The organism is Burkholderia sp. 28_3 (assembly GCF_003253915.1).
Lineage (GTDB): Bacteria > Pseudomonadota > Gammaproteobacteria > Burkholderiales > Burkholderiaceae > Burkholderia > Burkholderia cenocepacia.
The window spans coordinates 81,604-95,739 of sequence record NZ_QKZF01000014.1 but is presented as its reverse complement, the minus strand read 5'-3'; the positions used below and the strand labels follow the sequence as shown (position 1 = coordinate 95,739).

General features: G+C 66.6%; 12 protein-coding genes. 8 read left to right on the top strand and 4 right to left on the bottom strand.

Translation table 11 applies throughout. The features are described from left to right. The first annotated feature begins 122 nt into the window (after positions 1–122). Complete coding sequence (gene fdhA / locus DFS13_RS25775; RefSeq protein ID WP_006488979.1) at positions 123–1,319, top strand: formaldehyde dehydrogenase, glutathione-independent; 1,197 nt, start codon at positions 123–125, stop codon at positions 1,317–1,319. A gap of 153 nt (positions 1,320–1,472) precedes the next feature. Further along, a complete protein-coding gene (locus tag DFS13_RS25770; RefSeq protein ID WP_060211967.1) occupies positions 1,473–2,387 on the top strand; it encodes a LysR substrate-binding domain-containing protein in 915 nt (304 codons plus the stop codon). Here the strand turns inward: DFS13_RS25770 and DFS13_RS25765 are convergent. After that, complete coding sequence (locus tag DFS13_RS25765; RefSeq protein WP_006498738.1) at positions 2,376–3,263, bottom strand: DMT family transporter; 888 nt, start codon at positions 3,261–3,263, stop codon at positions 2,376–2,378. The two genes, DFS13_RS25770 and DFS13_RS25765, sit on opposite strands and share 12 nt — an antisense overlap. A 163-nt stretch (positions 3,264–3,426) precedes the next feature. Continuing rightward, positions 3,427–4,200: a hypothetical protein gene (locus DFS13_RS25760; protein WP_069352590.1), complete on the bottom strand. Its 774-nt coding sequence runs from the start codon at positions 4,198–4,200 to the stop codon at positions 3,427–3,429. Here DFS13_RS25760 and DFS13_RS40900 point away from each other — a divergent pair. Further along, positions 4,120–4,407, top strand: coding sequence for a hypothetical protein (locus DFS13_RS40900; protein WP_227739688.1), 288 nt, complete (start codon positions 4,120–4,122; stop codon positions 4,405–4,407). The two genes, DFS13_RS25760 and DFS13_RS40900, sit on opposite strands and share 81 nt — an antisense overlap. On the opposite strand, the gene DFS13_RS25755 is transcribed toward DFS13_RS40900, so the two are convergent. Further along, positions 4,404–5,825 (bottom strand): PLP-dependent aminotransferase family protein, encoded by a 1,422-nt coding sequence (locus DFS13_RS25755; protein WP_006498742.1) that lies wholly within the window; start codon positions 5,823–5,825, stop codon positions 4,404–4,406. The two genes, DFS13_RS40900 and DFS13_RS25755, sit on opposite strands and share 4 nt — an antisense overlap. Positions 5,826–6,100: 275 nt before the next feature. Between DFS13_RS25755 and DFS13_RS25750 the strand changes: the two genes are divergently transcribed. Further along, positions 6,101–7,510 carry a discoidin domain-containing protein gene (locus DFS13_RS25750; protein WP_006498743.1) on the top strand — a complete coding sequence of 470 codons (1,410 nt, stop codon included), beginning with the start codon at positions 6,101–6,103 and terminating at the stop codon, positions 7,508–7,510. Between the two features lie 60 nt (positions 7,511–7,570). On the opposite strand, the gene DFS13_RS25745 is transcribed toward DFS13_RS25750, so the two are convergent. Beyond that, positions 7,571–8,686, bottom strand: a complete 1,116-nt coding sequence (locus DFS13_RS25745; RefSeq protein ID WP_077175816.1) for a GlxA family transcriptional regulator — start codon at positions 8,684–8,686, stop codon at positions 7,571–7,573. A 356-nt stretch (positions 8,687–9,042) separates the two neighbouring features. On the opposite strand from DFS13_RS25745, the gene DFS13_RS25740 reads away from it, so the two are divergent. The 4 genes from DFS13_RS25740 to DFS13_RS25725 all read left to right on the top strand — a co-directional run bounded on the left by DFS13_RS25740 (position 9,043) and on the right by DFS13_RS25725 (position 14,133). Next, positions 9,043–10,317: a serine hydroxymethyltransferase gene (locus tag DFS13_RS25740; protein WP_006488995.1), complete on the top strand. Its 1,275-nt coding sequence runs from the start codon at positions 9,043–9,045 to the stop codon at positions 10,315–10,317. 39 nt (positions 10,318–10,356) lie between these two features. Next, entirely contained in the window at positions 10,357–11,328 is a 972-nt protein-coding gene (locus DFS13_RS25735) for a dipeptidase (RefSeq protein WP_006488981.1), read from the top strand. A gap of 139 nt (positions 11,329–11,467) precedes the next feature. Further along, the gene (locus DFS13_RS25730; protein ID WP_006488993.1) at positions 11,468–12,001 is read left to right on the top strand and encodes a DUF5943 domain-containing protein; all 534 of its coding nucleotides are present in this window, start codon (positions 11,468–11,470) and stop codon (positions 11,999–12,001) included. 68 nt (positions 12,002–12,069) lie between these two features. Further along, positions 12,070–14,133, top strand: coding sequence for an NADH:flavin oxidoreductase (locus DFS13_RS25725; protein WP_006488987.1), 2,064 nt, complete (start codon positions 12,070–12,072; stop codon positions 14,131–14,133). The last annotated feature ends 3 nt before the right edge of the window (positions 14,134–14,136 follow it).

Genomic DNA, 14,136 nt, shown 5'->3' with positions numbered 1-14,136 from the left:
GCATGTCGCGTTTGAGACATCGGCGCCCCTGCCTCCCGGACTACTCTCGAACAGCACGTTGCGCGTGCGCCGCAAGGGCCGGCGCGCCGCGGCGCCATCCAACGAGACATGGAGACAATACGATGAGCAGCAATCGAGGTGTCGTCTATCTTGGACCGGGCCAGGTCGAAGTCCAGAAAATCGATTATCCGAAGATGGTCGACCCGAGCGGCCGCGCGATCGGCCACGGCGTGATCCTGAAAGTGGTCAGCACGAACATCTGCGGCTCCGACCAGCACATGGTGCGCGGCCGGACGACCGCGCCGGTCGGCCTCGTGCTCGGTCACGAGATCACCGGCGAAGTGGTCGAAGTGGGCCGCGACGTCGAGACGCTGAAGCTCGGCGATCTCGTGTCGGTGCCGTTCAACGTCGCGTGCGGCCGCTGCGCGATGTGCAAGGACACGCATACGGGCGTGTGCCTGAACGTGAACCCGTCGCGTGCCGGCGGCGCGTACGGCTACGTCGACATGGGCGGCTGGATCGGCGGCCAGGCCGAGTACGTGCTCGTGCCGTATGCCGATTTCAACCTGCTGAAATTCCCGGATCGCGACCAGGCGATGGCGAAGATCCGCGACCTGACCTGCCTGTCCGACATTCTGCCGACCGGTTATCACGGTGCGGTGAGCGCCGGCGTGAAACCCGGTTCGACGGTCTATATCGCGGGCGCGGGCCCGGTCGGGATGGCGGCGGCCGCATCGGCGCGCCTGCTCGGCGCGGCCGTGACGATCGTCGGCGACATGAACGCGGAACGTCTCGCGCATGCACGGGCGATGGGGTTCGAGACGGTCGATCTGTCCAAGGACGCGTCGCTCGGCGAGCAGATCGAGCAGATCCTCGGCGTGCCCGAGATCGACTGCGCGGTCGATTGCGTCGGCTTCGAGGCGCACGGCCACGGCTCGTCGGGCCATGCGGAGGAAGCACCCGCGACGGTGCTGAACTCGCTGATGGAAATCACGCGCCCGGCCGGCGCGATCGGCATCCCGGGCCTGTACGTGACGGACGATCCGGGCGCGAAGGACAAGGCCGCGCAGCACGGCAGCCTGAGCATCCGCTTCGGCCTCGGCTGGGCGAAGTCGCATTCGTTCTTCACGGGCCAGACGCCGGTGCTCAAGTACAACCGCAACCTGATGCAGGCGATCCTGTTCGACCGGCTGCCGATCGCGAAGATCGTCAACGTCGAAGTGATCTCGCTCGATCAGGCGCCGGAAGGGTACAAGAAGTTCGACGGCGGCGCGCCGCGCAAATTCGTCATCGACCCGCACGGGTTGCTGGCGGCGTAATGCACTAGCGTTCGACACGCGCCACACGAAGCGGGTGGTTCCGGAAACGGGCCGCCCGTTTTCGTTGCCGGAGCAAAGGCGGGGCCGCGCAATTGCTGCGATAATCATCGCCCGTTCCCGAACCCTCCACCGCCGCGCGGCGGCGCTCCACGGATGGCCAAGTCACTTCCCCTCGCCGCGTTGCACACGTTCGTCGAAGTGGCGCGTTGCGGCAGCATGAAACAGGCGGCCGACCTGCTCTGCATTTCGCCGGGCGCCGTCAGCCAGCATGTCCGCAATCTCGAGGATCGCCTCGCCGTGCGCCTGTTCGAGCGCACCGGCCGCGAACTCGAGCTGACCGGCACCGGCCGCGCGCTGTTCGACCAGCTCGCCGGCGGCTTCAACGAGATCGAGGCCGCGTGGGCGAGCGTGCACGGCGCGAACCGGCGCATCGTCCGGCTCGCGGTGACGACCACCGCGTCGTTCGCGAACACGTGGCTCGTGCAGCGGCTCGGTTCGTTCCATGCCGCGTACCCCGAAATCGAAATCACCGTCGAGACGCGCGCGCAACTGGTCGACTTGCGCCGCGACTACGTCGACGTCGCGATCCGGCACGGGCTGGGCCGCTATCCCGGGCATGCATCGTTCCGCATCTGGACGCCGGAGCTGTGGCCCGTGTGCAGCCCGCAACTGCTGGATCCCGCGCGCCCGATCGACGCCCCCGCCGATTGCCTGTCGTACCCGCTGCTGCAGGACGCCGACCGCGCCGACTGGGTGCTGTGGCTGCGCACGCAGGGCATCGAGGACGCACGCGCGCCGCGCGGCGCGAGCTTCAGCGAGGATGCGTTGCTGATCAGGGCCGCGGTCGCCGGGCAGGGCATCGCGCTGGTGCGCGACATCTATGCGCGCGACGAAGTCGCGGCCGGGCGGCTGGTTCGCGTGCTGGCGCGGCCCTGGCCGACCGAGTTTTCTTATTACGTCGTATGCAGCGAAGTGCGCCAGCACGAGTGGAAGATCGCCGCGTTCAGCGACTGGCTGGCGCGGGAGATCGGCCGCGACGAGCGCGACGCCTCCGATCTACTGGCTTGACCCGCGCACGGCAGCCGAGGCGAAGCCCTTGAGCTTGCCGGTCGCGAGCGCCGTGCCGAGCAGGATGATCGCGCACCCGGCGACCGTCTGCACGGTGATCGTCTCGTGCAGGAAGATCGCGCCCCACACCACGCCGAAGACCGGAATCAGGAACGTGACCGACGCCGCGTATTGCGCGCCCGCACTGCGAAGCAGCCCGAAATACAGCAGGTAGGCCACCGCCGTGCAGATCGCGCCGAGCAACACCACCGCGATCCATGCGGACGCATGCACGGGACCGTGCGGCCACATCGGCAGCGCGAGCGGCACGAGTGCGACGGCCGCGAACAACTGGCTGCCGAACGCGGACACGAACGGCCGCACGTTCGCGAGCTTGCGCTTCGAGTAATGCGCCGCGAACCCGTACGACAGCGTCGCGAGCATCGCGGCGGCGATCGCGCTCGGCGCGCCGGGCGTGCCGGTGCCGAGCGCCGAACCGGCGAGCACGACGACCCCGGCGAAGCCGAGCGCGAGGCCGATCGCCTGCGGTTTCGTCAGCGGCGCGCGCAGCCACACGTACGCGACGATCGCGGTCCACAGCGGGGTCGTTGCATTCAGGATCGAATCGGTGCCGGCCGTCACGAACAGGGCCGCATAGGTCAGCAGGCAGAATGGCAGCGCCGAGTTCGCGATGCCGACGACGAACAGCGGCACGACGTGCGCGCGGAATTCGTGCCGCGCTTGCGCATCGCGCAGCACCGGGGACAACAGCACGGCCGCGATCGCGACGCGCAATGCGATCAGCGGGACGACGCCGAATTCCGGCGCGCCCATGCGCATGAACAGGAAGGACGCGCCCCAGATGGCAGCCAGGGTCACGAGCTGCAGTGCATTCATCGACAGACTCCGTTCGGTGGATCGGACTGCGCCGGCGTGCGATACGCGCCGGCGCGGGCGAATGACCCATTGAACGTCATGCGTCCGTCGCGGCACAAACGAGGTTTCGTGAGGGGCGGTTTAGAAAATTGAATCGACGGGCACGCGGGCCCGGATCGCGCGCTCAGTGGCCGCGATAGAGCTTCGCGAGTTCGGCGTTGCTGGCCGCGGCGCGACGTGTCCGCCCGGTGTGCAGGCTGACGCGGCGGATCGCACGCGTGCGATGGGCGGTGTCGCGGTTGTCTTTCCAGTCGGCGACGCGGACCGCGCCGGTGCGCGTCCGGTCAGGCGCGCGCAACGACGGCGCGGCCTGTGCAACCGCCATCCGGCGCGCGGGTTTGCCGGCGAGCGGGGCGTCCTGTGGCGGATTGGCCAGTGGCGGACGGGCTGCCACCGCCGTTTCATCGGTCGAATGAAACGGGTAGACGGGTGCCGGCACGACCGGTATCAATGGCTCGTTCGACGCTTGAAGTACGGCTCCGGTCGCGACGGCGCCCGGCACACCGGAGCCCCGACAGACGGGATCGGCCTTGCAGGTCTGGTCGACCATCACGTAGCCGCCGACCAGCAGCACGAGCGTCAGTATGCTCAGGATTGGCGCGCTCGATGCGCGCGGCCGCTGGAAAGCCGCGTTGCGCAGCGCTCGGGCGACGCGCGACGACCATGTATGGAACGACCGCGGCGCATGCGCGGCACGCGCGTCGGCCGGTGTGTGGCCAATCGACTCGAACGGCCAGTTCCACTGACCGCAGACGGGGCAATGCTCGAGCGCGCGGAACGCCACGAAACCGCATTCGCGGCAGCGGCAGCAAGCGGCGTGCCGCGATTCGGCGCGCGTGTTCAGCACGGCCCGCCAGGCATCGCGCGCGCGGACACGCCGGTTGGGCAGGACGCGCATCGTCAGCGACCGGCGCGCGCCATCGTCGGGTTACACATCGGCGGTCGTTCGCATGCGGTGTTCATGTCATTCTCCATAACATCGGACGCGTGGAACCCGTTCGTCCGCGGCTGCCTGCCGCTTCATTCTTGGTCGTTCGCGCGTGAAACGCAAGGCGCATGTCGCGCGTCGCGTGCCGCACATTTCGTGCCGCCCGTCTCGTGCTAGCCGCCGTGCCGTTGCCGGGACGCGAGCGTGCCGAGCGTCTCCAGCGCGCGCTCGACGGCCGGTGTCCACGGCCGCCCGTAGTTGAGCCGCAGATAGCGGCGAAAGCCGCCGGTCGCGGAGAAGATCGGCCCGGGCGCGATGCTGACACCGCTCTCCATCGCGTCGTCGAACAGGTGCATCGCATCCATGTGCGGCGGCAGTTCGATCCACAGAAAATATCCGCCGCGCGGCGCGAACACTTCGGTGTCAGCCGGAAAATACGCGCGCACGGCCGACAGCATCTGAGCCTGGTGCGCGGCGAGATTGCGTCGCAGCTTGCGCAGGAACCGGTCGTATGCGCCGTCGCGCAGGTAACTCGAAATCGCCATCTGCGCGGGTACGTCGGCGGCCGGCCCGCTCGCGCCTTTGGCCTGACGGATCTGCCGCACGAAGCGGCCGGCCGCGACCCAGCCGATCCGGAACCCGGGCGCGAGACATTTCGAGAACGACCCGCAATGCAGGACGAGCCCGCTGTCGTCATACAGTTTCGCGGGGCGCGTGGGGGCCGTGCCGAACTGCAGTTCGCCATACACGTCGTCCTCGATCAGCGGCACGCCGCGCGACGCGAGCAGCTCGATCAGCGCGCGCTTGCGCTCGTCGGTCAGCGTCGCGCCGGTCGGGTTGTGGAACGACGTCATGAACCAGCACGCGCGCACCGGATGCGTGTCGAGCGCTTCGGCGAGCGCGTCGAGATCGAGGCCCGTGCGCGGGTCGACCGGAATCTCGACGGCCTTCAGGTGCAGGCACTGGACGACCTGCAGCACCGCGTGGAATGCCGGCCGTTCGATCGCGACGATGTCGCCCGGGCGCGTCAGCGCCTGCAGGCTGAGCGTCAGTGCCTCGATCGCTCCCGTCGTGATGACGATCTCCTCCAGCGGCAGCGACGCGCCCGCATTCAGGTAACGCAACGCGATCTGGCGGCGCAGCGCGTCGTAGCCGGGCGGCAAGCCCGCCAATAGCTTGCCGCGGTCCATGTTGCGGGCGGCCGACGCGACGTGACGCCACAGGCTGCTCATCGGGAACAGCGAATAGCTCGCGAATGCCGAGCCGAGCGGCACGACGTCGTCGCATTTGAGCGAGTCGAGCAGGCGGAACAACGCGTCGTCGTCGCCGGTTTGTGCCGCACCTGGCTTGCGCGGCGGATCGTGGCCGAACCGCACGTGCTTGTCGGCCAGGTTCGCCACGAAATAGCCGGAGCGCGCCCGCGCGACGATCAGGCCCTCGCTTTCGAGCGCGTAGTACGCGCGAAACACGGTGGACGGACTCACGCGATACGCGCGGCATGCCGCTCGCACGGTCGGGATGCGCGCGCCGGCCGCGAGGTCGCCGCGCCGGATGGCGTCGGCGATCGTCTGTGCCAGCACCGCATAGCGCTTCATGCCTGTCCCCCGGGCCGATCGGGCCTCGATGACAAAGAGTAGTACGGCAGCCGTCACGTGCAAGCGCGCCCCAAATCGCTGATCCGTATGTTTCAGGCGTCCTCTGATCCTTTTCTTTCGTCTGACCAGAAGGCACACTCCCGCAAGTTTTGTTCCCGATGTCCGACCGATACGGAATTCACGCTGCCCGACGGCGGATCCGTGGCGCCCGCGCTTTCCGCGCGGGTCCTTTTCTGCGGCCGTCCTAGTCCTTACCTTACCCGGAAGTATCCAGCGTGAAATTGAAGACCCTCGTCGCGGGCCTCGTGGCCGGCCTCGCCCTCAACCTGTTCAGCGGCGTGGCAGCCGCAGCCTGCGTCAACAATCCCGCCGCCCAGCCGAATGCGACGTTCCCCGCCGCGCTGACCGGCAAGCTCGTCTATCACAGCTACGTCAAGTACGGCGACGGCACGAGCCAGCTGTTCCTCTACGATTTCTCGGCCCGCACGCTGACGCAACTCAGCAAGAGCGCGTGGGGCATCACCGATCCGATGAACGGCGTGTTCAGTCCCGACGGCAAGTGGCTCGCGTTCATGGGGATCAGCAACGGCGCATGGAACGTGTTCATGCTGCAGCTCGGCGCCGGCACGCCGCCCGTCAACATGACGCACAGCACGGGCGCCACGCGCAACGAAGACCCGAAGTTCAGCGCGGACGGCAAGACGCTCGTGTTCAAGCAGAACGGCGACGTCAAGCAGGCGACGCTGTCGTACACGAGCGCGGGCCCGGTGTTCACGTCGATCGTGAGCCTGACGAACGCGCCGGCCGGCGCCGAATACTCGATGCCGTTCCTCGCGCCGGACGCGAGCGCCGTGTACTACGCGACCGGCACCGGCTCGAACATGGGGCTGATGAAGCGCACGATCGCGACCGGCGTCACCGCCGTGTTCGATCGTCCGGCCGGGCTGCAGACGTACTACCCGACCGTGCGTGCGGACGGCATGGTGTACTACGCGCGCTGGAAGGACAGCGGCGGGGCCGACCAGATCTACGCGAAGACGGCCGACCCGGCGTCGACGCCGAGCGCGCTGGCGCTCAACGACTGCATGAGCAACAACTCGGACCCGGCGCCTGTCAGTGGTACGAACTACCTGTTCTTCTCGTCGACGACGGCGGGCGGCTATCAGCTCTACGTCGGCGACGTGTCGACCGGCCAGCGCTGGAGCCTGTCGCAGTTCGGCGTGAATGCGGATGCGACGAAGGCGAAGCTCGGGGCGAACTACTACGGCGGCCCGGCCGCGGCGCGCACGCTGCTGTCGCAGGGGCGGCCGGCCGCGGCGTCGGCGAGCTACAACGCGTCGCTCACGCCGGACAAGGCATTCGACGGCAACACGACGAGCACGCGCTGGGATTCGCCGGAAGGCGCGGGCGTCGATCCGCAGTGGATCTCCGTCGATCTCGGCGCGACGAAGACGATCAGCAGCATCGATCTGTACTGGGACGCGGGCGCGCTCGTCTACCAGATCCAGACGTCGAACGACAATGCGAACTGGACGACGATCTACTCGACGAGCAACGGCGTGTCGTACGGCCATGTGACGCTGCCGAACCTCAACGGGCAGGGCCGTTACGTGCGGATGCTCGGCACGAAGCGGGCGACGCAGTGGGGGTACTCGCTCGATGAAATGCAGGTGTGGGGATCGTAAGTACCAGCAAAAAGCGGCCTTGATTGAAGGCCGCTTTTTTTGCTTCAAATGCTGCCCGCTTCACGCATGCAGCACATGCGCCGGAAACGCCGGCGCTGCGCTCGCCGCCCCCTGCGCGAGCGGCGCGACCTGCTTGCGGCGCTCGCGCGTCGGCGCGACGCCGAACGCGTCGCGATAGCTCTTGCTGAAGTGGCATGCCGACTGGAACCCGCACGCCATCGTGATGTGCATGATCGACATGTCGGTCTGCAGCAGCAGCTCGCGCGCGCGGCGCAGCCGCAACGTCAGGTAGTAGTGCGTCGGCGTCATCCCGAGATGCTCGCGGAAGAGGCGCTGCAACTGCCGCTGCGACATGTTCGCGAGCCGCGCGAGTTCCTCGCGCGACAGCGGCTCCTCGATGTTGTTCTCCATCAGCGCGATCACTTCGAACAACGACTTGTTCGCCGAGCCGAGGCGCGCGACGAGCGGCATGCGCTGCTGCGCGCTCGTGTCGCGCACGTGTTCGACGATGAACTGCTCGGCGATCTGCGTGACGCGTGCGGTGCCGACGCGCGCGGCGATCAGGTTCAGCATCATGTCGAGCGGCGCGACGCCGCCCGTGCACGTGATGCGGTCGCGGTCGATCACGAACAGTTCCTTCAGGAAGCGCGTGTCCGGAAACTCCTCCTTCAGCGCCGACATGTTCTCCCAGTGGATCGCGCATGCGTAGCCCGCGAGCAGCCCCGACTTCGCGAGCGCATAGGTGCCCGTGCACAGGCTGCCGAGCGGGATGCCCGCGCGCGCGAAGCGGCGCAGGGTCGAAAGATGGGCAGGCGTGGTCGCACGCTGCACGTCGACGCCGCCGCAGACGAACACGATGTCGGGTTGCCCCGCGCATTCGGCCGGGCCCGTATCGACCGTGAGGCCGTTGCTCGCCGTGACCGGGCCGCCGTCCGGACTGATCACCGACCAGCGGTAGAGCGGCTGGCCGCTCAGGTAGTTCGCCATCCGAAGCACCTCGATCGCATTGGTGAACGCGATCATCGTGAAGTTCGGTAAAGGCATGAACGCGAAGTGGGACAGCGACGCTGTGCGGTCGGGCGACATGGGGAGCGTTCCTTGAATCTCTAATAGCTTTTCGCCCGGGGCACGGATCGGGCTGCGGTATTGTGTGAGCGAGCGCAACAAGCGTGCCATACGGCTAAACCCTAGCTCCATACGTTGTCTGGGCGTAAGGCCGATGCTGCACTGCACCGTATCCGGGACAAGCCGCACCCCGAATGAGCGGCAAACGCACTGCCGGTGTGCGTGTCCATAGGTGAATCATCGATACCGTTTCGGCAGGTCATCCCGAAAAGCACGACCGGTCACTTGTATAAAACGGACGTGCATGGCGGAAAAGGCAAAGAACGCGTCTAAATTCATCAATCCGCCGAAAATCCGAACGACAAGAATAGAGCCGTCGGCAGCCTTGCACTGGACGAGCGGGAAACCCAGGCACGGCGGGCCTTGAGCTTCGGTTACAGCCCTTTATTCTTCGTCACGGACGCACTATGTCGAACACCCAGCCTTTCTTCTCGCAGCCCCTTGCCGAGCGCGACGCGCCGGTGCGCAGCGCCATCCTGAAGGAACTCGAGCGTCAGCAGTCGCAGGTCGAGCTGATCGCGTCGGAAAACATCGTGTCGCGCGCCGTGCTCGAGGCGCAGGGCTCGGTACTGACCAACAAGTACGCGGAAGGCTATCCCGGCAAGCGCTACTACGGCGGCTGCGAATTCGCCGATGAAGTCGAGGCGCTCGCGATCGACCGCGTGAAGCAGATCTTCAACGCCGGCTATGCGAACGTACAGCCGCACTCGGGCGCGCAGGCGAACGGCTCGGTGATGCTCGCGCTGGCGAAGCCGGGCGACACGGTGCTCGGCATGTCGCTCGACGCGGGTGGTCACCTGACGCACGGCGCGAAGCCGGCGCTGTCGGGCAAGTGGTTCAACGCGGTCCAGTACGGCGTGAACCGCGACACGATGCGGATCGATTACGACCAGGTCGAGGCGCTCGCGCACGAGCACAAGCCGAACCTCATCATCGCCGGCTTTTCGGCGTACCCGCGCGCGCTCGACTTCGCACGCTTTCGTGCGATCGCCGACAGCGTCGGCGCGAAGTTGATGGTCGACATGGCGCACATCGCGGGCGTGATCGCCGCGGGCCGCCACGCGAACCCGGTCGAGCACGCGCACGTCGTCACGTCGACCACGCACAAGACGCTGCGCGGCCCGCGCGGCGGCTTCGTGCTGACCAACGACGAGGAGATCGCGAAGAAGATCAACTCGGCCGTGTTCCCCGGCCTGCAAGGCGGCCCGCTGATGCACGTGATCGCCGGCAAGGCGGTGGCGTTCGGCGAGGTGCTGCACGCGGACTTCAAGACCTACATCGACAACGTGCTCGCGAACGCGCAGGCGCTCGGCGAAGTGCTGAAGGCCGGCGGCGTCGATCTCGTCACGGGCGGCACCGACAACCATCTGCTGCTGGTCGACCTGCGCCCGAAGGGCCTGAAAGGTGCGCCGGTCGAGCAGGCGCTGGAACGCGCGGGCATCACCTGCAACAAGAACGGCATCCCGTTCGACACCGAGAAGCCGACCGTCACGTCGGGCATTCGCCTCGGCACGCCGGCGGGGACGACGCGCGGTTTCGGCGTCGCGGAGTTCCGCGAGATCGGCCGCCTGATCCTCGAAGTGTTCGACGCGCTGCGCGCGAACCCGGAAGGGGACCACGCAACCGAACAGCGCGTGCGCCGCGAGATCTTCGCGCTGTGCGAGCGCTTCCCGATCTACTGATCGACCCCCACAAGAACAGTCACACGAGCGAGAGCAGATATGAGCACGCTGCATCAGGACAGCATCATCATCGACGGACTGAACATCTCGAAGTTCGAGAAGCCGGTGTTCGAGGACATGCGCCGTGGCGGCATCACGGCCGCGAACTGCACGGTGTCGGTGTGGGAGAACTTCACCAAGACCGTCGACAACATCGGCGTGATGAAGAAGAAGATCCGCGACAACGGCGAGCTGCTGACGCTCGTGCGCACGACGGACGACATCTTCCGCGCGAAGAAGGAAGGCAAGACCGGGATCATCCTGGGCTTCCAGAACGCGCATGCGTTCGAGGACAACCTCGGCTACATCGAAGCGTTCGCCGACATGGGCGTGCGCGTCGTGCAGCTTTGCTACAACACGCAGAACCTGGTCGGCACCGGTTGCTACGAGCGCGACGGCGGCCTGTCGGACTTCGGGCGCGAAGTGATCACCGAGATGAACCGCGTCGGCATCATGGTCGACCTGTCGCACGTGGGCGGCAACACGTCGTCGGAAGCGATCGCGTTCTCGAAGAAGCCGGTGTGCTATTCGCACTGCCTGCCGTCGGGCCTGAAGGAGCATCCGCGCAACAAGAGCGACGCGCAGCTGAAGGAGATCGCCGATGCGGGCGGCTTCGTCGGCGTGACGATGTTCGCGCCGTTCCTGAAGCGCGGGATCGAAGCGAACATCGACGACTACATCGAGGCGATCGACTACGTCGTGAACCTGATCGGCGAGGACGCGGTCGGCATCGGCACGGACTTCACGCAGGATTTCGCGAAGGAATTCTTCGACATGCTGACGCATGACAAGGGCCGCTATCGCCAGCTGACGAACTTCGGCAAGGTGATCAACCCGGACGGCATCCGCACGATCGGCGAATTCCCGAACCTGACCGCGGCGATGGAACGCCACGGCTGGAAGGAGTCGCGTATCCGCAAGATCATGGGCGAGAACTGGGTGCGCGTGTTCAAGGACGTGTGGGGCGCGTAAGCGCCACTCCCGCCGAACCCGCTACTCGCGTTTCAACATAAAAAAATCGGGACGTGCCAACGCTTGCCGCGTTGGCGCGCGGACGATGTCGCGCCTGCGCACTGAACCGCGCGGCCACTTTCCTCACGGAGTCACCACGATGCAACCGCAACTGCCGATCAACGTCGATCCCGATACCGGCGTCTGGACCACCGACGCGCTGCCGATGCTGTACGTGCCGCGCCACTTCTTCACGAACAACCACGTCGCCGTCGAGGAAGCGCTCGGCGTCGAAGCGTATGCCGAAATCCTCTACAAGGCCGGCTACAAGTCCGCGTACCACTGGTGCGACAAGGAAGCGAAGCTGCACGGCCTGACCGGCATGGCCGTGTTCGAGCACTACCTGAAGCGCCTGTCGCAACGCGGCTGGGGCCTGTTCTCGATCATCGAGGCCGATCCGGCGAGCGCCCGCGCGAAGATCGAACTGCGCCACTCGTCGTTCGTGCTCCAGCAGCCGGGCAAGGAAGGCAAGCTCTGCTACATGTTCGCGGGCTGGTTCGCCGGTGCGATGGACTGGGTCAACGACACGACGCCGGAAGGCAAGGGCGCGCCGCGCGCGCAATCGAAGGAAGTGCAGTGTGCGGCCGAGCATCACGACCACTGCGTCTTCGAAGTGTCGCCGATCGCGCACTGACGCATTGATTCACTGAAACAGAACAACACCCGCAACACGAGACATTCGAACGCCAGAGGTCGCCAGCGATGCGTTATCCCCACCTGTTCAAACCCATGCAGCTGAACCAGCTGACGCTGCGCAACCGGATCGTCAGCACCGCGCACGCGGAGGTGTACGCCGAGCCGGGCGGCCTGCCGGGCGACCGCTATATCCGCTACTACGAAGAAAAGGCGAAGGGCGGCGTCGGCCTGGCCATCTGCGGCGGTTCGAGCCCGGTGTCGATCGACAGCCCGCAGGGCTGGTGGAAATCGGTGAACCTGTCGACCGACAAGATCATCGACCCGCTCACGCGCCTGGCCGACACGATGCACAAGCACGGCGCGAAAATCATGATCCAGGCGACGCACATGGGCCGCCGCTCGTCGTTCCACGGCGAGCACTGGCCGCACCTGATGTCGCCGTCGGGCGTGCGCGAACCCGTGCACCGCGGCAATGCGAAGATCATCGAGATCGAGGAAATCCGCCGCATCATCGGTGATTTCGCGGCGGCCGCGAAGCGCGTGAAGGCGGCCGGCATGGACGGCATCGAAATCTCCGCCGCGCACCAGCACCTGATCGACCAGTTCTGGAGCAAGCGTTCGAACCATCGCACCGACGAATGGGGCGGCAGCCTCGAAAACCGCCTGCGCTTCGGCATCGAAGTGCTGACGGCCGTGCGCGAGGCGGTCGGCAAGGATTTCTGCGTCGGCCTGCGCATGTGCGGCGACGAATTCCACGAGGACGGCCTCGATCACGAGGCGCTGAAGGAAATCGCGCAGGCGATGTCGGAGACGGGCCTGATCGACTACCTGAGCGTGGTCGGCTCGGGCGGCGACACGCACAACACGATCGCCAACTGCATGCCGCCGATGGCGTTGCCGCCGGAGCCGTTCGTGCACCTCGCGGCCGGCATCAAGTCGGTCGTGAAGATTCCGGTGATGCACGCGCAGAGCATCCGCGATGCGGGCCAGGCCGAGCGCCTGCTCGCAAACGGGATGATCGACCTGGTCGGCATGACGCGCGCGCAGATCGCCGATCCGCACATGGTGATCAAGATCCGCGACGGCCGCGAGGACGAAATCAAGCAGTGCGTCGGCGCGAACTACTGTATCGACCGTCAGTACAACGGCCTCGACGTGCTGTGCATCCAGAACGCGGCGACGTCGCGCGAAGCGACGATGCCGCACATCATCGAGAAGTCGCGTGGCCCGAAGCGCAAGGTCGTGGTGGTCGGCGCGGGTCCCGCGGGCCTGGAGGCGGCGCGTGTCGCGAAGCTGCGCGGCCACGACGTCGTGCTGTTCGAGAAGAACGCGGAAGTGGGCGGCCAGGTGATGATCGCCGCGAAGGCGCCGCAGCGCGAACAGATGTCGGGGATCATCCGCTGGTTCGACATGGAAACGAAGCGTCTGGGCGTCGACCGGCGCCTCGGCGTGGCCGCCGACGAGAAGATGATCATGGCCGAGAAGCCGGACATCGTCGTGCTCGCGACGGGCGGGTCGAGCTTCACGTGGCAGGTGCCGGCGTGGGGCGTGGCCGAAGGCCTCGCGGTCAGCTCGTGGGACATCCTGACCGGCAAGGTCGAGCCGAAGCAGAACGTGCTGCTGTTCGACGGCGTGAGCACGCATGCCGGCGCGGGCGTGGCCGACTTCATGGCGAGCCGTGGCTCGAAGGTCGAGGTGGTGACGCCCGACGTGAAGGTGGCCGACGACTGCGGCGGCACGACGTTCCCGATTTTCTACCGTCGCCTGTACGCGTTCGGCGTGATTCCGACGCCGAACACGATGCTCGATCGCGTCTATGAAGAGAACGGCAAGATGATCGCCGTGCTGCGCAACGAATACACGGAAGAACTGGAAGAGCGCGCCGTTGACCAGGTGGTGATCGAGAACGGTTCGTCGCCGAACGACGAGCTGTACTGGAAGCTCAAGCCGGAATCGGTGAACCGCGGCCAGATCGATCCGCACACGCTGTTCGCGGCCGAGCCGCAACCGTGCCTGTCGGAAGAGCTCGGCAACGGCCGTTTCCTGCTGTTCCGTGTCGGCGACTGCATCTCGATGCACAACGTCCACGGTGCGATCTACGACTCGCTGCGTCTCGTGAAGGATTTCTAAAAG

What these genes read in the sequence shown, in the direction of transcription:
- DFS13_RS25765 (WP_006498738.1), bottom strand. Translation starts at nt 3,263, where the DNA reads ATGAATGCACTGCAGCTCGTGACCCTGGCTGCCATCTGGGGCGCGTCC.
- fdhA (WP_006488979.1), top strand. Translation starts at nt 123, where the DNA reads ATGAGCAGCAATCGAGGTGTCGTCTATCTTGGACCGGGCCAGGTCGAA.
- DFS13_RS25745 (WP_077175816.1), bottom strand. Translation starts at nt 8,686, where the DNA reads ATGGCACGCTTGTTGCGCTCGCTCACACAATACCGCAGCCCGATCCGT.
- DFS13_RS25770 (WP_060211967.1), top strand. Translation starts at nt 1,473, where the DNA reads ATGGCCAAGTCACTTCCCCTCGCCGCGTTGCACACGTTCGTCGAAGTG.
- DFS13_RS25740 (WP_006488995.1), top strand. Translation starts at nt 9,043, where the DNA reads ATGTCGAACACCCAGCCTTTCTTCTCGCAGCCCCTTGCCGAGCGCGAC.
- DFS13_RS25760 (WP_069352590.1), bottom strand. Translation starts at nt 4,200, where the DNA reads ATGCGCGTCCTGCCCAACCGGCGTGTCCGCGCGCGCGATGCCTGGCGG.
- DFS13_RS25755 (WP_006498742.1), bottom strand. Translation starts at nt 5,825, where the DNA reads ATGAAGCGCTATGCGGTGCTGGCACAGACGATCGCCGACGCCATCCGG.
- DFS13_RS25725 (WP_006488987.1), top strand. Translation starts at nt 12,070, where the DNA reads ATGCGTTATCCCCACCTGTTCAAACCCATGCAGCTGAACCAGCTGACG.
- DFS13_RS25730 (WP_006488993.1), top strand. Translation starts at nt 11,468, where the DNA reads ATGCAACCGCAACTGCCGATCAACGTCGATCCCGATACCGGCGTCTGG.
- DFS13_RS25735 (WP_006488981.1), top strand. Translation starts at nt 10,357, where the DNA reads ATGAGCACGCTGCATCAGGACAGCATCATCATCGACGGACTGAACATC.